Raw genomic sequence first — 23,776 nt, forward strand, 5'->3', positions numbered from 1 at the left:
AAAAATGACTATCCTTCATGGATCATGTAATTCCATTCCGGTTCGTCAAACAACCATGTCATGAGGGAGCTGCGCTGTACTTCAAGCGTGCGGAATCCCATTCGCTCATACAGCCGTTTGGCTCCGAGGTTACTACCTGACACATGCAAGCTCGCATATCGGACTCCCGGTCTTGTAGATGCTTCGCGAAGGGTCCATTCCAGCATCGCTCTGCCTACTCCTGTTCCCCGAAACCGTTGATGGACGGTTAGATCAGCAATATACATTTCTCCACGTACCGGACGATGGCTCAAACATGCCAATCGTAGGACAAAACTGAGTGCTCTCCGCCACCCAACGTCTTGAATTCCTTTCCACAAGGGAAGCAGTTCTGTTACTGTAATACTCGAACGGAGCTCACCTGACCGAGCCTTTAACTGAAGGCTCAAGCTGCCAAGGACTGCGTCTTTCTTCATGGCAACGAAGCGCTCGCTTTTCCCCTGTCGTTCATCCAGCGCGAGACACGTTTCAAACAACATCATCATTTGTGCGTTATTCAAATTTGCACCAAATTTACTGCAAAACCCTTGAAATAACAGTTGGCTGACTGAAGCTTGATGTTCCTCTTTCATTCGCTCCATCTGAACGACAGGATGGATGATCATCGCTTTCCGTCACCATCCACTGTATTGCCGCCGATATGTTCAATACGTGCAAACATTTCATAATATAAGCTTTCTTGGGTAAACAGCGACAGGTATGACTTCTCCGCCAGAATCCGTGAACCATGTAGTATGAGGCCCCTGCGGTCAGCAAAGGCCTGGAATTGACTGAAGTACTGCTCCAGTTCTTCTTCGCCATGTACTGTAAACCGGTAAGATAAGTATTCACCTGCTGGAAAAGCGATATCGCCTTTCACGTCATGCACTTCCGTGCACAGCATTACACGGTCGTCTCCCTCATATACGTAATGAATGTCCGCTTCAAATAACTCTGGCAGCGGATCCCCCTCCTGAACCAACATTCGAGCATCCAATTCACTCTCCATGTGCGTCTCGAACCATGTAGTCAGGACAAGCTGATCACGTTGAATAACCTGAAAGGAAGTGCCCTCCTGTCCGTAGTGCTCGTTCTCGTCCAGCACCTTGCGAATAAAGTCGCTTAACGATCGCAGCCTGTCTATTTCAGCTTCCAGCTTGGAAACCGATTGTACAAGCAATCGCTGCATATCATCCGGGGTACCTTCTTCACTCCATTCCCGGATGGCTCTTACCGACAGCCCAACTTTACGAAGAAGTAAAATATGCGCCAAGCGGTAAATCTCATTCATCCCATACATGCGATATTGATTGTCATCGATATACGACGGCATCAATATGCCTTTTTCCTCAAAATAACGAATTTGATGGACCGACACGCCCATCAGTTTCGCTAACTCGCTGATCGTAATTTCCTTTTTCAAGTGCTTACCCCCTCTGATACGTGGAATACGAACTAAGCATATACCTTAGGTCAGACCTAAGGTCAAGTCATGAGAGATACCCTGAACTAAGACTGCCTCGGATTGCAAACGTCCTGATGTTTCATAGAGCTGCTACTCCAATATAAAAAGACCATCATAAGATGGCCCCACATTACGATTTATAGTATTTTTACTATTTTTTCAGAATTACTCTGTTCGCTTCTCGTATTTGAATAAAATCAGTTTTTGTGCAAGCTGAACCTCTTTAGTCTTTTGGTACCCAAACTTTTCGTAAAAGTAATGATTACGGAAGCTTAAATGCGGTGTATATAAGGTCCATAATTTTGTATTCGGAAATTGGGATTCCACAAATTGAATTGCTGCAGTACCTACGCCCTTACTTTGATTACATGGAGAAATGAACACCTTATCAATGTGCATGCGCTCATCGTTGCCTCTTACATCAATCGCACCTATAATTGTTTTTCCCTCTAAAATGGTAAAGTGTTGATATTTTCTAATATTTTCAGCCAATTTTCCATAGGTTTCACATGCTGGATTTGTTTCAGAGTCTTCGTACTTTTCCAAATCCTCTTGAAACGCTGCTTTTTGAAGAAGAAGCAATGTTTCAATATCTTCTAGGGTTGATTTCTTAAATGTTATGGACATCTTTTATTCTCCTTTTCCACAAGAAAGCCAGTATGCTTATCGCATGTCTAAAAGAGCATAGAGGTTCACTTAAGTATGAATTGTACCTAGCTGTGATCGACATACATCCAAGGCACGATAGGCGGAGCGTTCCATGAATGCCAAGATCTCGTCTATCGAAAAAACACTCATCTCCTGCTGGACATGTTCTACTGGATAGTTAAAGTCCTCCAGCGCCTGTTTCTTCAATACGAATACATTCTTCTCATCAAGTTCATCCATAATTGGTATGTACACTGCTGAATTTAGCGCTTCGTAAAGTCCTTCAGAAATAAACATCTCATTCAGCTTCGCATTGCACAATCGAAAGTCATGTTGATAGCGATCATACAGTGTAGGCTCCTTTTTCAGTCGTTCTTCAAAACCGCTAAAGTAAGATTTCATAGCCCAAAACTTCATCCGCTACCAAATGAGTTAAATAGCCCAGTATGAAAGGCTCAGTTATACGCTCCTTATATTTAGTGATGAAACGCCCGTATTTCCATCGCCTGTTGACGCCATACTTGAATTGATCTCCCAGAAAATGGGTATCCCCTTTTTCGGAGTTTGCATCTGGCGCTATGGCGCCAAGGAGCATATCACCACGCTGCTTGATAGACTCATCCCCTTGATCATTTCAGATGTTCTTATTTCAATGATAGTACCACATATTGGGATTAACGCTCAAAAAAACAGCCGATCCATTGATCGGCTGCCTTGATGGAGGCTTTGGTATTAGTTAATCATAAATGCAGACCACTAATTCTGTGATGGTTTCATACCCACTAAAATCTTAAAGTCCATCGTAATTTGTCTCAAATCCATCTGTAAAATCTGTTCTCTGGCCTCTTGTGAAGCCCCCCAAGATAACGGAGTCATCCCAAGCAAAGGTGGAATGAGGTGCTCACTGAGGCTAACTTGATATTGAATATCTTCAACCGCTATTAAATCGAACCGTTCGTTAAAATAACGAATGGTAGGTGTATTGGAATAGACCTGTTTATCTGTTCCTTTGTAGAGGATATCTCTGATTTCTTTTAGATAATGCTGCTCTGGAACCACTTTAATCACCAAACCGTCATCTGTGAGCAATCTCTGAAACTCGGAATAATTGGCTGGGGATAGCATGTTTATGATGAAATTAAATTGCTGGTTAGCTAGTGGGATGTTTGCAATGTCTGCAACACACCACACGGCATTTGAATATTCCGCTGCTGCAAGACTGATCCCCTCTTTTGAAATATCCATTCCTACAGCCAATATAGCGTTACGTTTTCTCTGATTTATTGTAGTTTGTATGCTGTTCAAATGAGAACCTTCTCCGCAACCTGCATCCAGTAAACGTATGGGTTCTTTGCTCTTGTTTTGACTCAAGATTATTTCACTTACGGCCGCCTGCAAGGGATGGAATAGCCCGCTCTGACTAATTATTCTTCTGGTTTCGAAGGTTTGTCTATCATACTTAGATTTAGTAGAGCGAGAGGATAGATTGATATATCCTTGCTTGGCAATATCGAAACAATGCTGATTCATGCAGATTAAGCTCTGCAAGTGAATCAAGCTCATCGGTTTACTGCATAACGGGCAACGAAACATCTCTTGCGACTCCCTGATTCTCTCAATACTCATCTGCTTTTTACTTTTGTTGAACACAAAAAAGCACCCTTTCATTCGTTTTAGGTTAACGAAAAAAGGCACAGTCAAACAAACCCCGCTTCTTGTTCTAAAAATTCCGGGGTATGTGAGCTGTACCTGTCATTACCTTAAACGAATGAATTGGATGATCATATTTAAGCGCTCCTTATCATGATAACTATAAAGCACTTAAATACTACCATGTTTCTCTTGTGTGGGGAACGATTACATTCTCTTATTTAACTTACTAGCAATTTCACGTGTACAGACAATGCGTATGCTGCTCATCCATAGAGCGGCCCATACACGGAACAAGCTCTGAAGTCCGCTCCCTCCAGGTCTTTTGTTCCAAATGCAGACCAGGCGCTGGGCCGGAAAATGCGATCTGCTTCAATATTGTGCATATTAACCGGAATACGAAGCATGCTCGCAAGGGTAATTAAATCTGCACCGATATGCCCGTAACTTACAGCGCAGTGATTCGATCCCCATGCTTCCATCACACCATAGACGTCATCAAAGACGGGGTCACCCGCCAGCCGCTTGGGTACAAACCACGTGGTCGGCCATGTTGGCGTAGTTCGCAGATCCAATTGACGATGCACGTCTTCCGGCAACTCCACGGTGTAACCTTCCGCAAGCTGGAGCACAGGTCCCAAGCCCGCAACCAGGTTGATCCGTGCCATCGTGACGGGCATGCCACCTCGCGTTGTGAAGTCGGTTGAATACCCGCCCCCTGCAAACTGATCCATATAGGTTGGTCGCCAGCTTACAGCATCCAGGCACGCTTGAACCTCTTGATCCTCAATCTCCCAATGTGGTTTCATCACTGGCTTACCTTCACGTTTCTGTTCCCCTGTCCCGTCGAGTGCAGCGGGCCCCGAATTGATCAGGTGAATGAAACCAGCCGCGGCCAAGCCGTCAGGCTGCCAGCCAGTAACCCGTTTCACTGCCTCTGGACTCCAGAATGCACGCACATCAGCAAAAATCTGAGCGGTATGCGACAAGTAGTGATTGAACAGCATCGTGACTGCGTTTAGATTGTCATTCTCCGTTGCAACCATGTAAGGCTCACGAATGCCATTCCAGTCGAAGGAACTGCACAGGATAGCTTCCAAGACATCTGCACTGGGCTGGTAATCGGTCCACTCACGTTGACCCTGAAATCCCGATGCAATGGCGTTATAACCATATGCTTCTTCCTCGTATCCCATCTCGGCAAGTTTTGGGTTGCCAATCATCAGATCACGTACGATCAGTGTCATGCCAATGGAGATTTCCCAGTTTTTCTTTTTGATCTCTGGATCAATCTGTACCGATTCCGGATTGGGATCCGGTCCTTCCTTGCAGTGCTGTACAGCCCAGGCTAATGCTGACTGTAATTCCTGCTTGTCGTAGATATGATTCTCCAGCCTACGGCTGACTTCGGTCATGTCGACGTAGGCGTTGCGCATCCCCAGATAACGCTGGTAGAAATGTTCGTCAACAATACAGCCTGCGATGCCCATGGAAATGGAGCCGATGGACAGGTAGGATTTGCCTCGCAGCAGTGCAGCGGCCATGCCCGCTCGGGCGAACCGGATCAGCTGATCGCGCACGTCCTCTGGAAGCTTCCGTTCATCCTGGTCCTGTATATGCTTGCCATAGATCTTGAATATGGGCAGCCCTTTCTGATTATGTGCCGCTTGGAGTGCAGCCAGGTAGACCGCACCGGGTCGTTCCGTGCCGTTAAAGCCCCAGACCGCGTGCGGCAGGGTTGGATCGGTCTCCATGGTTTCAAGCGGATAACACCAGCCGCTCGCAACAGTGACAAGCACGCCAACACCTTCCTTGCGAAATTGCTCAGCGCAGCGAGCAGCTTCGGTCATTCCGGAAATGCATGGTTCAAAAATGACAACTTGCACTGGCGAGCCATCTGGATTGCGAAGAACGGAGGTGATCTCGGCCGCAGCCTCACGGGCAAGTTCCAGCGTACTTTCCGCCAACGCAGCCTTTACTAGCTTGCGGCGATCCACGATTGGACGAATACCGATTTTGGGAAATCCGCCTTCATAGCGATGTGTCATCTCAAGCATCACGTTGACTCCTTTACTGTATTTTTAGTCAATGGTTCACAGGAAATGGAGAAGGAGTGTCGTCCGGGGTTCAACTCGTGAACACGAGGCTGCTTAGCTGCTGTTACCAGATCATGTGGCAAGACAAGCGTAGCAGCGGTACCTTCAGGAATCACGGTCTGAATATGCAGACTCCCGTGTTCCTTTTTCCAGGCTACTTCGATCGCTCCATATGCTGTCCTGAGCGAAGCACGTACCGCATCCAGTTTGGAAGGAATTACAGGTTCAATCCTTATCCTTTCATAACCAGGGGAGTCTGATCTGATGCCTGCTAGTCGGGTATAAAAGGAAGTACTTATACCTCCAAACATTGCATGATCGTGGGAATGCATGCCGCCCTTCTCGCTCCATTGTTCCCAGAGTGTGGTGGCTCCGCGTTCTATTTGATAGCCGAATCCGGGATACTCCTTCTTGTTCAAAAGCTCCAGAGCAACATCGATATGTCCATGATCAGCCAAAACGTCCATCAGATATCTCGTGCCATAAATGCCTGTGTGAAGATGACCGCCTTTTTCCGCAATAGCTTGCACTAGACGGTCCACGGCAAAAACGCGTTGTTCTTCTGGCACCATGCCGAGAGCGAGCGGCATCAGCTGAGCAGTCTGGGAACCACTGCCGTAGACGCCTTCCCCGGAGTACCAACGACGATGGAAGGCATGATTAATCTGCTGGGCCAGTTCGTTATAATAATCACGATCTGCATGGATATCCAGAATTGCAGCCGTTTCGGCAACAATGGAAGTGATTTTGTAATAGATACTGGTATTTACAAGTTCGACTTCATGAAAGTAGTTCTCCCAACCATCGTCGTTAGGAGGACACCAGTCTCCAAAGCCATCTTTTACTTCGTGGTCAGGCCATCGCTCATGCAGGTGGTCAATGTAGTCCTTCATGAATGGATAACTTTTACGTAACGTATTCAAGTCGTTATAGTACATATAGAGATGCCAGGGAAGAGAGACCTTGTCTCCGCTCCAATCCGGATTGGACATGCTGTCTTCGATATCTCCAAGCCACTTACGGTAATAACGATGCATGTTGAAATGGTGCATCCCCGCTTCCTCAACTACAGCAGAATCCATAAGACATGGGGTGCGCTCATCACGCTGGCAGCAGTCCGTTGGTATGCTCACCAAATTATTAAGATAGGACCACCGAATGTTGCTGTATAGTCTATTGATGCCCTGATCAGAGCATTCAAAGGTACCTGCCTGCTCTACATCTGCATGAATCGGAACAGCCTGTATGGAAAGCTGAGTTGTCTCCCCGCTGACCTCCACATAACGAAATCCATGATATGTAAAGCGCGGTTCATAGCACTCCCCTTCTTCCCCGTTAAGGATATATACATCCGTCGCTTTGGCGTTTCGATTCGTCCAAGAGTCGATGTTGCCTTGTTCATCTACCAGCTCACTGTATCTCAGCCGAACTTCACTACCTGACTGACCTGTTACCTGAATACGGACCCAGCCTGCCATGTTTTGACCAAAATCATAAACATTCACACCAGGTACCGGGTTATACATGGCAACAGGTTGTATCGGGTCGGATGGTATGACAGGAGGTTGATGATTCGGCTCCAACTCACCCACTGGTGGGTCAGCGATTACTGCCATTGACCAGTCTCCGTCTTCCAGAAAGTTGGACTCATCCCAACCTAGAGGCATCTGCCTGGCATCATAAGTCTCACCGTCATAGATATCGTTGACAAGAATCGGGCTTGCCGCAGATGACCAGGATTCGTCGGTTATGATTGTCCACGTGCTGCCGTCCTCCAGCCTAAGATCCAACTGCATGATAAATGCCTTATCCCGGTTCCACTTCCATCCCCAGCGGGAATAGTTAAAATGGTACCCGTTGCCCAGCCATACGCCCAGTGCATTTTCTCCATCGTGAAGCAAATGGGTCACGTCGTACGTGTCATAAAGCATCCTGCGTGGGTATGGTGTGTTGGCTGGTGCCAAAACTCGGGTGTCTGCCCGAACTCCATTAATGCGAAGCTCATACCAGCCTATCGAATAGATGCGGAGCCTGGCTTGGAGTAGGGACGTGGGAATGTCAAACGTTTTCCGAAACAACGGACTGTCTACCGAAATCGGAGTCTCACAAATGGACAGCATATCTCCCTCGACCACCAGCCCATTACCCGAAGGATGAATGGCACCCGCTGTGAAATGAGTTGTTTTCGGATCATAAAACCGGTTGGAATACATCATGCGTCCATCTTTTCCAGTAAGCCTCAAGTCGCGGAAAACAGCCTTCTGTCCACCTGTTGTGCGAAAACCCACCGTTCCCTGATAATCCGCTGCCATGCAGCGAGACGTGTGCTGTTGATTTAGCGTGAGTTCCCACTCCCCGCCTTCCTTCGTCACTTTGAGTGTGATGTGTTCAGGCTGCTTTTGGGATGCAGGAAGGGTGATTTTCTGCAAAGTGTGGCGCATACCGGATTCCATCCGAAAAATGTATGCCCGTATCTGCCGTACAGCTCCTTCATTCGGATCGCCCTCACTCAGTTCTATACCGCAATGATGATCTTCGTCCTGATAACCGAAAAGAAAGGCCGCGCCTCCTTCTTCCACGGTAATCACAACCTCTGCCTGATACGAAGTCCAATCTTGAGGAAGGGATGTTGACCGGGTGATCCACTTGGCAATCCATTGATCTGAGGTGAAGATTCCCTTGTGTTCCCCCATCTCCTTTGAATCCTGTACTTTCTTCATTACCTTCGTTGAATTTTGTGGTTTGGCTGCCTTCGATGATGTCATATCGCTGCTCCTCCTGTCATTCAATCCACATGTTTGCCATGGATAAGGCTCACTTCTGAACAACTCCCCTGCACCTCGGGAGCGTTCCAGGCGCTTACAGTCATTCCGGATAGCAGAACTTCGGATCCTGCTTCAAATGGAATACATCTCTCTTCCCCTGGCTGTATTCCAAAATCGTTATCCTCCAGATAACAGCTCCAATCATCAGGAAAATGGTGAATGATGACCCGAATTGCAGGCACACTCCCGGTATTGCGAATGGTCATAATACCGCCGTTATCTTGTCGCTCGATAGACCATTCAAGCATGGTAGAGGGAAGCTCCCGAAGCGGTGCAGCAGGGAGATCAGCGTATAATGAAAACGCCTGCTTGGCTCGATCCCCCGGATACTCGTTTGCTTCATGCTGATGTTCTCTCTCGAACGCCAGCAGCTCTGCTGTCTTCGGCTGGGCATTAAACCAATACCACTGATCGGAGATGAGAGCTCCGCTGCTCGCATAGAGCATGATGGCTATCAGGAACGGCTGAATCGCTTCTTTTTCCGGCAAGTTTACTGCCAGCTGATCGATGCAGGCCGCCAGCCCTGGCTTCACATTCAACGCAGGGTACTCCCAAGTCATCACCTCGGTTAATTGGCTGTTATACATCAAGACTTGAACGTACGCATTGTTAAGAGATTCACGTGAATCGTTCACCACATGCAATTCTGCGTGGAATCGTTCACCTGGCTCCCAGGTATTCAGCTTGGGGCTGGTGATAAAGGCATTTTGCGGCCGTGAAGCTTGCTTGGCGCGATAATAAGACAACTTGGCTGTGCCGTAATAATCGACCACTGCCCACGAATGTCCTGGAAAACAATCCGAGAATTTGTAATACCAGAAACCACTCTTATCTCTCCCTGTTCCCGCTCGCTGTATATCAGCAGTCCAACGAATGGCATCGCCTTGAGCTGTTTGGGAATACGTGATGTAATCCTGCCAGTTTCGGATCGGTCCGTAGGCTGCATATCGCATGACTTTAATAACATCCTTCAAACCGAACTGGTGAAAATGTGACTTCCAGCCCCTGCTTTCTTCGGTTGGGGGAAACAACTCGAGTGCTTCCTCTGGCATATAGCGGAGACAGCTTGAAACGTTCGTCTGGCTTGGAATGCCAAATTCGCCATAGAATTTCGAAGGCATCGCCAGAATTGCCTCATCCAACGGTTCCCCGCCATGGTAGACGTTCCAGTTATGTGCGCTGCCACCCCATGGATCGGTTCGATGGAATGGACGGGATGGATCAAACTCACGACATCTTTTTCCGACCAAAAAGAGACCTTCATCTGCACCGCCATGCTTGCCATTTTCGTTACCTCCGCCCCACATGACCAACGAAGGATGATTTCTCAGTCTTTTTACCGAAAGTACAGTCTGACGATCAAGGACACCGAGGTCCGTCAGGGGAGAATCGGGTGGACCCCAGCAGAGCGGAAATTCCTGATAGACCATAATGCCTTTTTCGTCACACAACTTGTAAAATTCATCACTTTCCACCAGTCCTCCGCCCCAAGCCCGGAGCATTTGCACATTTCCGCGGCGAGCCAGCTCCAGAAGCCGTTCATACTGTCCTTCATGCTGTGTCAGCATGACATCAGGCCAGCACCAATTGGCGCCTTTAATAAACATGGGTTCTCCATTGATAACAAATTGCCAGCGGTATTCGGTTTCCGGCGTTGTACCCGGCATGGGACGCATCTCAACCGTTCGGATGCCAAACGACGTGCGGACTTCGCCCACCTTAATGAAATCGGGTACTGAACTGGTCGCAGAGGCAGATTCAGTGTCAGATTCCATGTCCTGTGGAAATTCAGTTGTAGAGGTGCCTTGCAGCACGAGCTCATACAGCGGCTGTTCGCCGTAACCTGAAGGCCACCACACTTCCGGATTGGCCAGCCTAATCACGGTGCTGAATTTGCTCCGACCATACGGCACCTCAATAGAAAAGGTAAAGTGTGCATCCTTTTCCCTGTCCCCAATGGTATTTGAGTCAGTATTTGAGTCAAAAGAGTTCATACCCCTCTCCGATTGTTTCAGCCGAATCAATCCCTCGATAGCTAATGAGGACCGATCGGTAAGATGGCTCTCTACTGTAAATTCCAATTGAAGCAGAGCTTGATCGGAGGTGTATGACTGTGTTGCTATATAAGGATCCAGCAAAGCAATATCCGGCTGAGCTACAATCCTCACATCCTTCCAGATGCCGAGTGAGATGAGGTGCCCATAATGCCAGCCAAAACCTGGACTTGGCTTCATCAGACCATTCCAGCTTTGAGGTGCAGGATCGATTCGGACAACAAGCACATTGGATTCATTCCATTGAACCAGTTCTGTGATGTCGTGAACCGGGCCACCGAACATTCCTTGATGGTGCCCCAGTGATGAACCATTGATAAAGACCGTGCCCGAATAGTCAATGCCATCGAACTCCAGGGTAAGCCTTCTTCCTTGCCACTCATCCGGCAGCTCGAACGTTACAGCGAACCACCATTCCTTGCATTCTACACGTGTCCTGCGGAACCAGACTGGGGTTTCTTCCGGTGTGCCATGCTGTTCCAGTTCATCGATGGTGTTGGTGTTCCAGTGGGGATCGTCCATCTGCCCCAGATCCATCAGAGCTCTCTGCACCGTTGTGGGTACGCTAACCACAAGCCAATCCTCTCGATTGTGATCGGGTTCGTACCACCGTTCCTGCATGCCTTCGCTTGCCCGGGCTTTTCGTCCAAACCAACCGGTTGCAGGCGCCGGATCTCCAGCATCGGCAGGTTCGCCTCCCTTCATTCGCCAAACGCCGGACAACAGCAATGTATCCTTGGTCAAGGATTGGTTATCTGAACCACCATGCCGAATGTCTAGTGAATTCTGTCCTTCATTCGTTATGTAATGGACAGGCATACGGCTCTCCATCTCCACCCATGCGTCTCCATGCAGCGAGGATCGGGAGTAGGCTTCGTCTTGAACTTCATCCAGATACCGCTTGTCTGTATCGGGATGATAATATGAGATATGCTTCATGAACCTGAACCTCCGCTCTTAAACGAATTCATAATGTTTGGTGTATAAGCACTGGCCGAAATCCTTCAGGAGCCTCCATCACAATCGTAATTTCCTTCGGTGCACATACCTCCAGTTGAAATACAAGCTCTCCTTCTTCTTCACGAATCTGCCAGGCAACATCAACTCTTCCATCACCGGGAAGCGGCACGGCCCCTTTCGCCCATTGCAAATCACCAGGCTGCGGAGCAACACGAATTCGTGTCCAACCATCTGCAATGGGACGAACCCCGAGTACGGATGCCCCCAAAAAGTACCCCGGTGCTGCCGACCAGGCGTGACAATGACTGCGTGTCAAATCTTTGGGATTCGCCCGATTCTCGGTAAATCCCGGGTACATTTCCCAGCAGGTGGTTGCTTCGTGTTTCACCATTTCGCCGAATTGCTTCCTCATGTCCTGCAGCATATAATCCGTCTCACCGCTCATCACGAGAGCTTCATAATAGAAGAACGTCATAAACGGACTTCCGATAGCCACAAAATTCTCAGGCGGCAAGGTTAAATACGAAATAAGCTTTTCCCTGCGTTCTCCTGCTGCTATTCCGGTAACCAGTGCCATCACCTGGGTCTGCATGCTAAAGATGCTTGAACAAGCACCATTCGCATGGATGCAGTCCACATAAGCCTGATGCTCTTCACTCCACAAATGGCTATTTATCGCACGGGTTAAACTTTCGGATGCGGAAAAATAAAATAGACTCTCTTCTGTACATCCTGCCATTTCGGACAATTGGGCTGCATCTGCCAGCGTGCGCGCAAATATTGTATTTTGATGCGTGACCGTCCCGTCGTTGGGCTGCTCCATTGGTGCCCAGTCCAGCAGATTCCAGGCTTTAATGGTAAAGAGTCCTTTGGCATCGATATGCTGCAAATAATGATCCAGCGTGAACTTCACTTTGGGCCAGATCGTCGCTGCAAATTCCCTGCTCCCGGTATAGCGGGCATATTCGAGGCAAGCGGTGACCCAGAAAAAGGTCCAGTTCGGAATCACACTGCTCCAGCCGCTGGGCACCTGATTCACATAGAGCGGCGTTTGGCGGCTTGATCCAGGAACGAGCTGCAGACAATGTCGTACGATATCGGTTGCACCGAACACATAATAGTTGACAAGCGCTTCATTGCGGCTGTCGCCAACCCAGAAAACCTGTTCATAAGTGGGGCAATCCACAAAAGTATCCTCCATGCACAGCCGGGTGGTATGCTTGCTGATCTCCCAGATGTCATTCAAAAGAGAATCGGAACAATGGAATCGACCAATCTCGGCCACTGGATAATTGCTCTGCGCAAAGGTAACACCAAACAGCCGCACGGGTCTCGTATTCCCGTGTATGGTAAGCATCAGATACCGCAGCCCTCTCCTTACTGGTGATTCATAGCTTTGTCTTCCGTCACGGCAAACGTAACGCAGCGTATTATCAACGCCAAAGGTATCCTGACGCCACATACCCTCCATATACTCAAAACCATATGCATCAATAATGGTGCCTTCCGAAGCATCCACTTCGAATCGAAGGTAACCGGACCATTCACGGCCAAAGTCCAGAATCAGCTCGGTGCTTCTCCCGGCAGTGCTTGTCGGTACGATGGCAGGCTGTCGATTGGCGAAGCATACTTGCTGCAAATCCGCAGGAACGGGACGTGCTTGCTCCTGACTCTTCCAGATGCTGGACGTAAAGATTGAAGCATCCGAGCTGAGTCTCTCGGGAAACGGCTTTATCCAGGCCCGGTATGGAGCAAGTTCAGAGACGGAGGTCAAATTTCGGCATCGTAGGTACACTTCTGCATCCGGAAAGGCATTTCCATCCAAAGGTTGATTACCGCCAAATCCCTGATATGCCCGGATGGGATCATGATCCGGCTGATGGTCGATATGCACGAGAGTCGCAAATGGACCTATCAAGGCAAAGGGTGTTTTGCTCGCTTGTAATTCATCAAGAGGCGGTACAACTGTAAAAGGAACGTCGCAGTCGATTCCAAAGTGCAGCCCGCCGCCATGATCCGGTCCAGCCAGCTCGACCAGCAGCAGATTGTCTCCTGGCTGCAGCGTAACACGCTGAATTCTACGTGGATGTTCCCCGCTCATCGCTGTCGCTGGATAATGTGTACCGTTGAGCGTTATGCCATGCAGCGCATGAAAAGCGCTGAAAAATCCAATAACAGCTTCAGCTTCGCCACTTGCCCGAATAACTGCTGCAGCATATCCGGCAAAGGATACGGGATTCGCATGCATCCTGCTCCCCGGATCCATCGCTTCTCGCACATCCAGCACATGCGTCCAGGATACGAGAGACACTTCTTTGACTGATTCCACTCGAACAGGCCATACTTCTTGCTCAGTCAGTTCGGGTATGTCACTCGGAATCAAGTTCTCCCAAGGCGCAATGCCTGGTGTGCCAATGATCCGTGCAGCAGTCCAGCCATCATCCTCAGGATAAGAGAACGCTTCTGCTCCAACCCAGCCTTCGTCCCAGCGGGATGCATCCACTTGTTCAGCAAAGCCAAGCTGACAGGACATGCGTGCTGACCGCCGTTCATAACCGGCATGAAGTGCCGTCTGCCAGGATTCATCCGAACCCAGGATAAACTCTCTTCGCGACAGAATACCGTCCGAGGCACGGTGTACCGATTCCAGTTGGGCGAGAAGTCCTCCCCTCCCCGGCAGATATGTGAACGTAGCCACGCCATAGCTGATTACCAGAACTGCGAGAACATTACGCCCTGTCCGAAGCAGATGGCCAACTTCATGCACATGGTAGTTCAGTTCAAAAGGCCAGGAGCGATTAGGTCCTCTGCCACACAGCACACCGTTGACATATAAGACATATCTAGCATCAGCCGTAATGATTACCTCAGCGCTTCCATACTCCCATTCCTGCAATTCGAATTCCCGCCGAAAACAACGCCATTCGTTACGCGGCCAATCCTCGCCTTCTCCCCAGATCCATGAAGCTCGCCATGTAAATGCCTCTTCAGCGGTGACTTTCCGTGCTGCTGGCATGTCACTCCCGCCAGTTGATAAAATGTGATTCATATCTGCATCAACTCCTGTCAATCCGAATGTTCAAAAGAAAAAGGAGCTAAAACTTCACAGCTCTAGCTCCCCACTCTGCCGCTTACTTTTACAGCCAAGTCTTATTACAGCCCATGAGCTTGACGAAGCCGCTGAACTTCAGTGTTGTACCAGGCAGAAAACTCATCTGCGCCAGCTTTTTTGAATGCCGCAAGTGCAGCTTGTTTGTTCGCTTCGAATGCCTGATCATCCTTGGAAAGAATGATTTTGGCGGCCTCGCGTGCTGCCAACTCTTTGAGCTCTGACTCCTGTTTCTTCAGTTTGTCATCCAAGGTTACGCCTGGAACGGTATTGCGCTGCACAATCTCTTCGTCCGACATGCCGTTCATCCAGGTGGTAAACGTGTTCAATTTGCCTTCATCAATCAACTGTTTGAACACCTCTCCCGAGTAAGAAGCGCCATAGTATTCGGCAAAGTCCTTTTCAAGCGGTGTGGCCGCTTTGGATAACGCTTCCTCTGAAGTAAAGAGGTCGACCGGCATCTTGTCATTCGGATTGATCATGTTGCCACCGAGCCCAATGATGTTGCGGTCCAGCGACAGTCCGGTGGCTTCATACGGTGCACCGCCTGCTGCTTTGAGAGAGAGCGTTTCGTCTGTAAGTGTCGGTTTGCCGTCCACGGTCTTCCAGTGCTTGCCTTCCACACCGTTATACATGGTTCGTGCTCCCTCATAAGAGTAAATATAATTCAGGAATTCCATCGCTTTTTCAGGATTTTTGGACGTTTTCGAAATGCTGTAGGCTTTATCCTGCCATCCAAGCGGATTGACTGCTCCCGTCCATGCAATTTTACCGGCAGGTACAACCAGATATCCCTTGCCCTCGCTTGAATGCTGTGCATTGAAATCACCCATTGCCCAAGTGGCTGGACCAACAACGATCTGTCCTGCAGTGGCTTTCGCCATATAGTCATTGTTTTTCATCGTAAGGGAGTCCGGATCAAGCAAGCCTCTACGTTGAGCCTTGTTATAGAAATTCAATGCTGTCCAGAAATTGGAGGACTCGTCGGTCAAATTGCTGATGAACTCGCTGCCGCCAACCTGGGATGCTGTCAGGTCGCTTGTAGCGCTTGCACTTTCAGTGAAGATGACGGGTGGAATGGTATAAGGCCAGAGCCCCCAATCCTGCCACATGGACACGCCGTAAACTTTTTTCCCGTCTTCGGTCTGCGGGTGTTTCTCCACAATTTTTGCTACAACGTCCAGCAGGTCATCCATAGTACCAATTTCCGGTGCACCGATTTCCTTATACCAGTCCCAACGTATCGTAGGACCAATCGTTATGGGGGCGATGGACGTACCTGGTTTGGATTGTACTTGCGGAGGCAGAAAATAAAGTTTGCCCGTACCGTTACTCCAGTTCTGTTTGCTGTATTCAACTACTGTTCCGATGTTCGCCGTAATATCTTTGCCTGATGTGGCTAGCAACTCGTCAAGTGGAACGATGAGATCTCCCTCAATTAGCTGCTTCTGGTATTTGTTCACATCCGTACGCACCAGGTCAGGCAGATCGCCGCCAGCCAGCAATACATTGAATTTATTCTCGTCTGCTTCAACGTATTCAATCTTGACACCGATCTTCTCCGCAATAGCCTGTGCCACCTCGTTATTCTGTTGTGTATTCCATTTGGAGCCAGTTTCCATTATGAGTACCCGAAGTGTCACGAGTCCTTTGTCCGAGCCGGTGTCTGATGAACCCGCTCCCCCCGTATCCGTCTGGCCTGTTCCCGAGCCGCCACCTGTACAGGCTGCCAGCAGCATAGACGTCATGATAAACAGTGCCATTACACGGCGAAACGATTTTTTAGTTCTCATGTCATAACCCCTCCTGTTTATTCTTCTATGATTATCGGCAGATGCCGGATAATCCGGTTTTGATTGCAGATTCATTTAAACCTCAACCCTTCACGGCACCCATCATGATGCCTTTGACGAAGTAACGCTGCAGCATCGGGTACACCAGGACGATGGGCAGCGTGACGAGCATCGTAATCGTCATGCGAATGGACTGTGGTGTCAGTGATCGGACAACGTCCCCACGGGTCAGTTCTTCGGTCGTCATATTGGACAGATTGCTCGACTGATTCAAGAAATTGTACAGCACGAGCTGCAGCGTTTGCAGCTTCGGATTTTCCACCAGAAAGAAGTTGTCGAACCAGGTATTCCACTGACCAACGGCTGAGAACACCGCAATGGTGGCTATGATAGGCATCGACAGCGGAAAAATAATGCTGCGATAGATTCTGAAGTACCCTGCCCCGTCGATCTTGGCCGATTCCTCCAGTGATGCGGGCAGCTGTTCAATGAACGTTTTGATCAAAATAATATTAAATCCAGACATCGCACTTGGGATAATGTATAACAAGAAATTGTTTTGCAAGCCGTAAGTTTTCATGGTCAGATACCACGGAATAAAGCCAGCATTGAAGTACATGGTGATCAGAACAAAACGGTAAATGATTTTGCGGTACGGCATCTCTTCCTTGGTAATGAGGTAGGCAAAGAATGAACAGCTGAAGACCGTAATCAGTGTACCCAGCACCGTACGTGAGACACTTACAATGGCTGCGTCAAGGATGCCTGGCAGCTGAACTGTCGCTCTGTATGCTTCAAGAGAGAAGCCAGCTGGCCAGAGGTATACCCCTTTTTGAACCTCAATGGGATCACTGATGGAATAGATGAGGATATAATAAAACGGATATATGGTGATGATGACAAGCAGTGACAGCATGATGTAATTAAACAGGGTGAACGTCAGATCTTTCCAATCCGTGTGGCGTACCGGACGAAGCATCTGTCCTGCGGGTTGTGTACGCATCTCTGTATGTCTCCTTTCCCTGCGTGTCAGACAATGCCTTGACCGCGAACTTTCTTGGATAGAATGTTAACACTGAAGAGCAGCAGGACACTGATGACGGTTTTGAAAATGCCCACTGCTGTGGAGTACGAGTAATCCCCGGTCACAAGGCCGAGCCGATATACATAAAGGTCAAGCACTTCAATCCGGTCTGCTATCATGACATTGCTGAATACGAGATATTGCTCGAATCCCGCAGAGAGCAGGTTACTGACCGAGAGCAGCAAAAGCACAATGAAGGTCGGCATAATGCTCGGCAGTGTAATATGCCAAATGGTGCGCATGCGTCCCGCGCCATCCACCTTCGCTGCATCATACTGCTCGCTGTCGATGCCAACGATGGCGGCTAGATAGATAATGGCGCTCCAGCCTGCAGATTTCCACAGCAGCAGCAACGTTTGTACCGTCCAGACACGGTCATAGTTGCCCAGGATATCAACTGGGGGGCTGCCGATACCCGTTTTTAACATGATCGAATTGACGGCCCCCTCGGTGCTAAACATGCTGAATGCTAGAGAGAATACGATAATCCAGCTGATATAATTCGGAAGTGTGGACACGGTCTGCACCAGCCGTTTGAACCAGCCGGAACGAACCTCCGAAATCAGGATGGCAAGCAGCATCGGTATGGGGGCTGTTGCAATGGACAACAGGCTCAGTGCCAGCGTATTGGCCAGTACGGGTCCCATCCGCGGATCATCGAACATGTTGCGGAAATTTTCCAGTCCCAAAAACGGAGTTTGTTGAAGCGGAATGCCTGGTTTGTAATCAAAGAATGCATAGATCCATCCGAATAAAGGGACATAACTGAAGGCCAGCGTAAACAGGACGAACGGTGTGGCTAGTAGCAGGAGGTGTATGCCGTCCTTGCGGTTCAACTTGCCAGCTCTTTGCTTCACAGAGCTGTTCAGGGTCTCGGTACGTTGCATATGAATTTCTCCTTTGTGCGTTTGCTTTCGTTTGTGCTTATTCATATGGTAACGCTTTCTTTTCTTCGCTTGAATGAAGAATCCCTTGATCTGCTTGAAAAAAACAATGCTGCCTCACCAGCTCACTTGAAAAATTTAAGACTTTTGCTTGAACAAATCCACCACCACACTATAAAAAAACGCCCTCATGGGCTGCCTTCCGGCCAAGCTCACGAGAGCATCGATCATTTTGTGTTCGAATGTTGCTGTACCATCATATCCAGACATAAGCTCCTGTTTTACAGTCGGTGAACCGGCAATGTAACGATCGCCTTGGCCCCCTGCTCAGCAGGAACGAAGTGAATGCCGAAGTCCGGACCATAATATAATCGAATCCGTTTATTGACGTTATTGAGCCCGATTCCACTTCCGCCAACGGTGGATTTGGGTGATTCACCGCTTGCCAGCTTTTCGTTGAGTGCTTTGATGCTCTCCCTATCCATGCCAATGCCGGAATCTGTGATGCATAACATCAGACATTCATGGTCGCCAGAGACACTGATCCTGATCTGGATGGCAAAGTCATCACTCTGTCTGCCTGATGCAATGGAATTTTCCAGCAGCGGCTGCAGAATAAAGCGCGGAACCTGACAATCCATCCACTGCTCATCCACGTCTATCGTGAACGTAATGTTATTGTTGAATCGCATGTTGATGATTTTCAAATAGTTGTCCACATACGACAGCTCGTCACGCAGGGAACACATCGAATCTTTGCTGGAGAATACAGGACGCAGAATATTGCCGAGAGCCACAATCGTATTAACAATGTTGTCAGCCTTCACGATAACAGCCATCCAGCGGATCATATTCAGCGTGTTATACAAGAAATGGGGATTAATCTGATATTGCAATGCCTCCAGCTCAAGCTCCCTCTTCTTCTCTTGAATCTCATTGTTTTTATCCACCAGCTCAACCATGCTGAGCGACATCTCGTTAAAGCGGCGGATAACCGTGCCCAGCTCATTATTCGGAACATGATCCACGGTGACCCCGAGTTCACCGCGACTCATATCTTTCATTTTGCTGGACAATTGGTTCAGTGGTTTGATGATTTTGCGCAACCAGAAGTATGAGGCGATAAATATGGCGAGCACGCTAATCGAGAATACCAGTACCAGCATTCGTTGAACACCCAGGATCTGATCGGCATACTGGCTGAGCGGAATTTCCTTCAGGAGATACCAGCCGCCGTCATGGAGTTTGTAATATACAACCTGCATGCTGCGTCCACCTTTTTCGTCATCCAAACTTCCGTAAGCTCCGTCCGCCAGCTCCACACCGGGTTTCAAGTGACTCTGCGTACCTACCCGATCCGCCTCACTGGCCGATAAAACCGTTCCCTCAGCGTTCGCGATATACATGTCTCCTTCTTCGCTGTTCAGCGCTGTAGAGTAGATGGATGACAGATAGCGTTCATCAATATTGATGATCAGTGTGGCACTTGTTGTTGGATCATAGATTGCACGAGTTCCCCGCATCAGACTGATTAGATAGCCGTCATCTTTGCCGGTGAGATAAGGGTTGTAGAATGATTTTTTGATCCCGGAATGGATAATCAGCTGAGGATACTGTTCAAGCGTCTGAAGGAAGGGTTCGGAGGTGAAGAAACTCTTCTGCCATGCATCCCGATCGTAAACGAGCGTCCGCTTCTGGCTTCCTCCAACCGCTCCCAGGTTGTTCGCCGTAATATAGATGGAATCGATATAATTGTAGTTGTCAATAAAATCCGCAATGACACGCTGCACATCGTTTTTGGATTCGAGGAATTCCTCTTCCGTTTTCTCCGAAATTTTGTACAAAAACCGCTGAATGTGTTCATCTCGCAGAAAAAGCATGGATAACCGATCAATCTCCTTCACCAGTCCGCCGATATTATGGTCAAGCTGCTGAAACTGCTGGTAGAGCAGGCGTTCATTTTGAATCTTGATCATGTTTTGCATAAAGGAATAAATAAAATAAGAAGCCCCAGCCAGTACGGCGAGGCTGATGACCATAATATAGAGAATTAGCTGGGTTCTCAGCTGTCTGAAATCAAAAAGCGATTGGAGGGATTTCTTCATTAGGGCACCCTCTTGTCTTTGTTCGTCGTTTGTCTGCGATATTCATTCGGATTAAGACCGGTGATTTTTTTGAAAACCTTACTGAAATACGTGTACTCCGGCGAAAATCCGACCAATGCCGGCACATCGGAAGAACGCAGCTGACTTTGGGTAAGCAGCTCCTTTGCCCGTTCAATTCGGTATCGGTTTACATAATCGATATACGTAATCTGCAGCTCTCGGCGGAACAGGTTACTAAGGTATCCCGGGCTTAATCCAACATGATCTGCAACCATTTGAAGACTAATGTTCTCCGTGTAATGTCGCTTGACGTACTCAATGGCCCGGGTGATCTCATCGCTCATTTGTAAGCGTTTGCTAATCAAGTCAACCAACGTATCCATATATACGAGTACCTGGTCGAGCATATCTGGCATCGTGTCACAGGTCTCCAGATTCTCAGTCATGCTGAGCAGCAGCGTTTTTTCGTTGTTATGATCATATACATGCGTATTGACCCACTGCACGAACTGGTAGATGGTGATCTCCATGGATTTTCGCTCCTGGTTCATGCCACGTTCGATCTCATCCAGCCACTCATCATATTCTTTCTCTTTGAGTTTCGGCAGCAATTCCCGAATGGATGTGTGATTTCGAATCTGTTCAAGCCTGGCAAGCACACCAGTATAGTCAGCCCGCCCGGTTCCTTGATGCTGCTGTCCGGAGCCTGTGATGAATTTGCGCTGCAATGCCCGTTGTGCTTCGGCGTATTGTCTGGGAAGGGAATCATACCCTCCGTTGACACTGCTGATCCCAAATGAAACGGTACTGTTAAAATAATGGCGAATGGTATCCTGAATATGTTCGAGCAGTTGACGAATTTCCTGCACGATGGCTTGTTCGGACAGCAGATCAGCAAAATGCAGTACAAGTGCGTAGTGCCGGTCGTTGATCTGAACTGCTTCTCCTCGTTTGTAACCGGACATAATCTCGCTTAATATGTTTAACAGCGACATCTTGACCAGATGACCATGCTCATCCCGGAAACGTTCCTTGAGCGAAACATACCGGTCCACTTCCATCACGCAAACGACCAAGCGAACAGGCGAGAGCCGAAGGCCGCTGTCTGTAATGAAACTGGCGAATTCTTCGGATGAAAAAATACGATAAAACATAAAATCCTTAAACATCTTTTCCTTCACAAGCTCCATATCCGGGGATGCTGCAGCTGCTCTGGCTTGAACATGCGTTGAGTTATGCTGCTGATCCAGCTCTTCAATGACCCCGGTCAACACTTGCTCAATCTCTTCTTCCGTCATCGTCAGCTTCAGAATATAACTGGATACGTCCAGTGTCAGTGCTTTGCGGGCAAGCTCGAACTCTTCCAAACAAGATAGCACAACGACACGCGTATATTTGTCCTGCTTGCGGATGTTGGAGATCAGCTCCATGCCATCCATTCTCGGCATACTGATATCGGTAATGACCACATCGGGTTTCTCGCGCTCATAATAGTCCCATGCAGATTGGCCATCCGGAAAATCGGCGGACACCTCAAGCCCAAATTTGCTCCATTCGACGGAATTTTTCAGTCCGATGCGAACCAGCATTTCATCCTCGACAATCATTACCTTATACATGCATCAAACCCCTTTCAAAATCAAAATCCAGTCGTTCCCTCTTCCGCTGGTTGGGGCTGTGAAACGTTTAATGCCTTGGTTCGGTATTGTAGAATCTGTAGAAACTTCGGTCGTGCCTCCTGTTCTGGGGCAAAACCACATGGCTTTGACTTGTTTGCCCTCAATATACCCCATGACCACGTCAACATACAAGCCACTGGGCAGATATATGTAAGCGTTATATTTATTCTGTGCAGCAACAGCGTAATTGGCACCTGTACGGTTGAGGTGAATCAGTTGTGAATTGGGTCTCCAATCCGGACCGATCTCTTCTTCAAGCAGAGTACGAGCATGACGCATCTGTTCCGCTCCTGGACGATGCAGTGCTTCACGCCAGGATATGATGAAATAATCGCCCATGCTGTTTGATTCAGCCAGATCATCCGTTCCCTGATACATAGACCATATCGAATGATGACCATATGTGTGACCCAGCGCGCCTGAGAATAACGCATAATATGCAGCTCTTCTCACATCGGCTGCATCGAAATAGCCTTGTTCACCCCTGAACCCGACGGGAATATCCTCGTAGCATGGCTCCGCATCCAGCGTCGGTTTCACGGGCACACGTTCATAATCTTGTTGTACACGCCTGTTGTTGGTAATCTCTCGCTCTCCATGTCCAGACTGAATCATATTAAAATCCAGCCAGGACTCATCATGAAGCTGGCGGGAAGATGAATCACAACCGGGCGGATGGAAGGTCATAAGTTGCCATGCACCACCTTGTTTGAGCCCTTGTGCCATGGACGTGACAATTTCAAAATGACGTTTCGTTTCCAGTGGACGGTCCCCTCCCAGCACCCAAACGATCTGAGGGTAATCAGCATATCTCTCTCCTAGCCATTTCCCGTAAATAAACGCAGTTTCAGGTGTGAATATCTCCGGACCTTTCCCCCACTTCTTATTAAACTTGTCACCCCAAGTCGGCAGCAGTGCCACATAGAGTCCAAGGCTATCTGCAAGGTCAAGTATGTAATCCACATGAGCCCAATAGGAGTAAGTTCCCTCGGTATCCGGTCGGGTTGGATCAGGTTCACCTATTCCACTCATATACAAGGGCAGTCTGCCCTGTGCGTTTTCCGTTGTGACACCACTAAACTCTGCAAGCAGCACGGTCTGAATGACGGTGAAGCCCTGTGCTGCCCTTGTACGTAAATACAGCTCACTCTCTTCCTGATTCAGGCGATGAAGCAATTCCCAAGCCGTGTCTCCCAGCCAGAAAAAAGGAACACCCTGTGATGTCTCCAGATAACGACCGTTCGCAGCAACCCGAAGGGCAGCTAGGGTACGATTTTTATTTTCCAAGTTTAATGGATTGAATCGTTCGCTGTTCGCTTCACTGTTTGACGTATTCATAGCATGTGTCACCTTCCTGACGTTTGTTCTCTTATCAAGAGCATAGAATGCATATTTCGTTTCGTAAA

15 protein-coding genes are annotated in these 23,776 nt (G+C 48.5%); all 15 read right to left on the bottom strand.

Features of this window, described 5'->3' with window-relative positions; all coding sequences use genetic code 11:
• Nucleotides 1–8: 8 nt before the first annotated feature.
• A complete protein-coding gene (locus GUA98_RS08335) occupies nt 9–644 on the bottom strand; it encodes a GNAT family N-acetyltransferase (protein ID WP_193722697.1) in 636 nt (211 codons plus the stop codon).
• The gene (locus GUA98_RS08340; protein WP_153978873.1) at nt 641–1,441 is read right to left on the bottom strand and encodes a MerR family transcriptional regulator; all 801 of its coding nucleotides are present in this window, start codon (nt 1,439–1,441) and stop codon (nt 641–643) included. The genes GUA98_RS08335 and GUA98_RS08340 overlap by 4 nt, the downstream gene beginning before the upstream one ends.
• 207 nt (nt 1,442–1,648) lie before the next feature.
• A complete protein-coding gene (locus GUA98_RS08345) occupies nt 1,649–2,110 on the bottom strand; it encodes a GNAT family N-acetyltransferase (protein WP_153978874.1) in 462 nt (153 codons plus the stop codon).
• Nucleotides 2,111–2,179: 69 nt separating this feature from the next.
• Nucleotides 2,180–2,533, bottom strand: coding sequence for a hypothetical protein (locus GUA98_RS08350; RefSeq protein ID WP_153978875.1), 354 nt, complete (start codon nt 2,531–2,533; stop codon nt 2,180–2,182).
• A gap of 354 nt (nt 2,534–2,887) precedes the next feature.
• Nucleotides 2,888–3,799 (bottom strand): putative RNA methyltransferase, encoded by a 912-nt coding sequence (locus GUA98_RS08355; RefSeq protein ID WP_193722869.1) that lies wholly within the window; start codon nt 3,797–3,799, stop codon nt 2,888–2,890.
• A 248-nt stretch (nt 3,800–4,047) separates the two neighbouring features.
• Nucleotides 4,048–5,838: an L-fucose isomerase gene (locus GUA98_RS08360; protein WP_193722698.1), complete on the bottom strand. Its 1,791-nt coding sequence runs from the start codon at nt 5,836–5,838 to the stop codon at nt 4,048–4,050.
• Complete coding sequence (locus GUA98_RS08365) at nt 5,838–8,642, bottom strand: alpha-L-rhamnosidase (RefSeq protein ID WP_193722699.1); 2,805 nt, start codon at nt 8,640–8,642, stop codon at nt 5,838–5,840. Before GUA98_RS08365 ends, GUA98_RS08360 begins: the two co-directional genes overlap by 1 nt.
• Before the next feature lie 20 nt (nt 8,643–8,662).
• Nucleotides 8,663–11,695 carry a glycoside hydrolase family 2 protein gene (locus GUA98_RS08370; protein ID WP_193722700.1) on the bottom strand — a complete coding sequence of 1,011 codons (3,033 nt, stop codon included), beginning with the start codon at nt 11,693–11,695 and terminating at the stop codon, nt 8,663–8,665.
• Nucleotides 11,696–11,723: 28 nt separating this feature from the next.
• Nucleotides 11,724–14,765 (bottom strand): family 78 glycoside hydrolase catalytic domain, encoded by a 3,042-nt coding sequence (locus GUA98_RS08375; protein WP_227779493.1) that lies wholly within the window; start codon nt 14,763–14,765, stop codon nt 11,724–11,726.
• 104 nt (nt 14,766–14,869) lie between these two features.
• The gene (locus GUA98_RS08380) at nt 14,870–16,618 is read right to left on the bottom strand and encodes an extracellular solute-binding protein (RefSeq protein WP_227779494.1); all 1,749 of its coding nucleotides are present in this window, start codon (nt 16,616–16,618) and stop codon (nt 14,870–14,872) included.
• An 82-nt stretch (nt 16,619–16,700) separates the two neighbouring features.
• Nucleotides 16,701–17,621 carry a carbohydrate ABC transporter permease gene (locus tag GUA98_RS08385; RefSeq protein ID WP_227779495.1) on the bottom strand — a complete coding sequence of 307 codons (921 nt, stop codon included), beginning with the start codon at nt 17,619–17,621 and terminating at the stop codon, nt 16,701–16,703.
• A gap of 26 nt (nt 17,622–17,647) precedes the next feature.
• Nucleotides 17,648–18,589 (bottom strand): ABC transporter permease, encoded by a 942-nt coding sequence (locus GUA98_RS08390; RefSeq protein ID WP_095286627.1) that lies wholly within the window; start codon nt 18,587–18,589, stop codon nt 17,648–17,650.
• 278 nt (nt 18,590–18,867) lie between these two features.
• A complete protein-coding gene (locus tag GUA98_RS08395) occupies nt 18,868–20,691 on the bottom strand; it encodes a sensor histidine kinase (protein WP_193722701.1) in 1,824 nt (607 codons plus the stop codon).
• Nucleotides 20,691–22,310, bottom strand: a complete 1,620-nt coding sequence (locus GUA98_RS08400) for a response regulator (RefSeq protein ID WP_193722702.1) — start codon at nt 22,308–22,310, stop codon at nt 20,691–20,693. The genes GUA98_RS08395 and GUA98_RS08400 overlap by 1 nt, the downstream gene beginning before the upstream one ends.
• Before the next feature lie 3 nt (nt 22,311–22,313).
• Nucleotides 22,314–23,708, bottom strand: a complete 1,395-nt coding sequence (locus GUA98_RS08405) for a glycoside hydrolase family 140 protein (protein ID WP_193722703.1) — start codon at nt 23,706–23,708, stop codon at nt 22,314–22,316.
• Between the last annotated feature and the right edge of the window lie 68 nt (nt 23,709–23,776).

The sequence above is a fragment of the Paenibacillus sp. P13VS genome, from assembly GCF_015143645.1.
GTDB lineage: Bacteria > Bacillota > Bacilli > Paenibacillales > Paenibacillaceae > Paenibacillus > Paenibacillus xylanilyticus_A.

What these genes read in the sequence shown, in the direction of transcription:
- GUA98_RS08405 (WP_193722703.1), bottom strand. Translation starts at nt 23,708, where the DNA reads ATGAATACGTCAAACAGTGAAGCGAACAGCGAACGATTCAATCCATTA.
- GUA98_RS08360 (WP_193722698.1), bottom strand. Translation starts at nt 5,838, where the DNA reads ATGCTTGAGATGACACATCGCTATGAAGGCGGATTTCCCAAAATCGGT.
- GUA98_RS08350 (WP_153978875.1), bottom strand. Translation starts at nt 2,533, where the DNA reads ATGAAATCTTACTTTAGCGGTTTTGAAGAACGACTGAAAAAGGAGCCT.
- GUA98_RS08335 (WP_193722697.1), bottom strand. Translation starts at nt 644, where the DNA reads ATGATCATCCATCCTGTCGTTCAGATGGAGCGAATGAAAGAGGAACAT.
- GUA98_RS08365 (WP_193722699.1), bottom strand. Translation starts at nt 8,642, where the DNA reads ATGACATCATCGAAGGCAGCCAAACCACAAAATTCAACGAAGGTAATG.
- GUA98_RS08345 (WP_153978874.1), bottom strand. Translation starts at nt 2,110, where the DNA reads ATGTCCATAACATTTAAGAAATCAACCCTAGAAGATATTGAAACATTG.
- GUA98_RS08355 (WP_193722869.1), bottom strand. Translation starts at nt 3,799, where the DNA reads ATGAAAGGGTGCTTTTTTGTGTTCAACAAAAGTAAAAAGCAGATGAGT.
- GUA98_RS08400 (WP_193722702.1), bottom strand. Translation starts at nt 22,310, where the DNA reads ATGTATAAGGTAATGATTGTCGAGGATGAAATGCTGGTTCGCATCGGA.
- GUA98_RS08395 (WP_193722701.1), bottom strand. Translation starts at nt 20,691, where the DNA reads ATGAAGAAATCCCTCCAATCGCTTTTTGATTTCAGACAGCTGAGAACC.
- GUA98_RS08380 (WP_227779494.1), bottom strand. Translation starts at nt 16,618, where the DNA reads ATGAGAACTAAAAAATCGTTTCGCCGTGTAATGGCACTGTTTATCATG.
- GUA98_RS08385 (WP_227779495.1), bottom strand. Translation starts at nt 17,621, where the DNA reads ATGCGTACACAACCCGCAGGACAGATGCTTCGTCCGGTACGCCACACG.
- GUA98_RS08370 (WP_193722700.1), bottom strand. Translation starts at nt 11,695, where the DNA reads ATGAAGCATATCTCATATTATCATCCCGATACAGACAAGCGGTATCTG.
- GUA98_RS08390 (WP_095286627.1), bottom strand. Translation starts at nt 18,589, where the DNA reads ATGCAACGTACCGAGACCCTGAACAGCTCTGTGAAGCAAAGAGCTGGC.
- GUA98_RS08375 (WP_227779493.1), bottom strand. Translation starts at nt 14,765, where the DNA reads ATGAATCACATTTTATCAACTGGCGGGAGTGACATGCCAGCAGCACGG.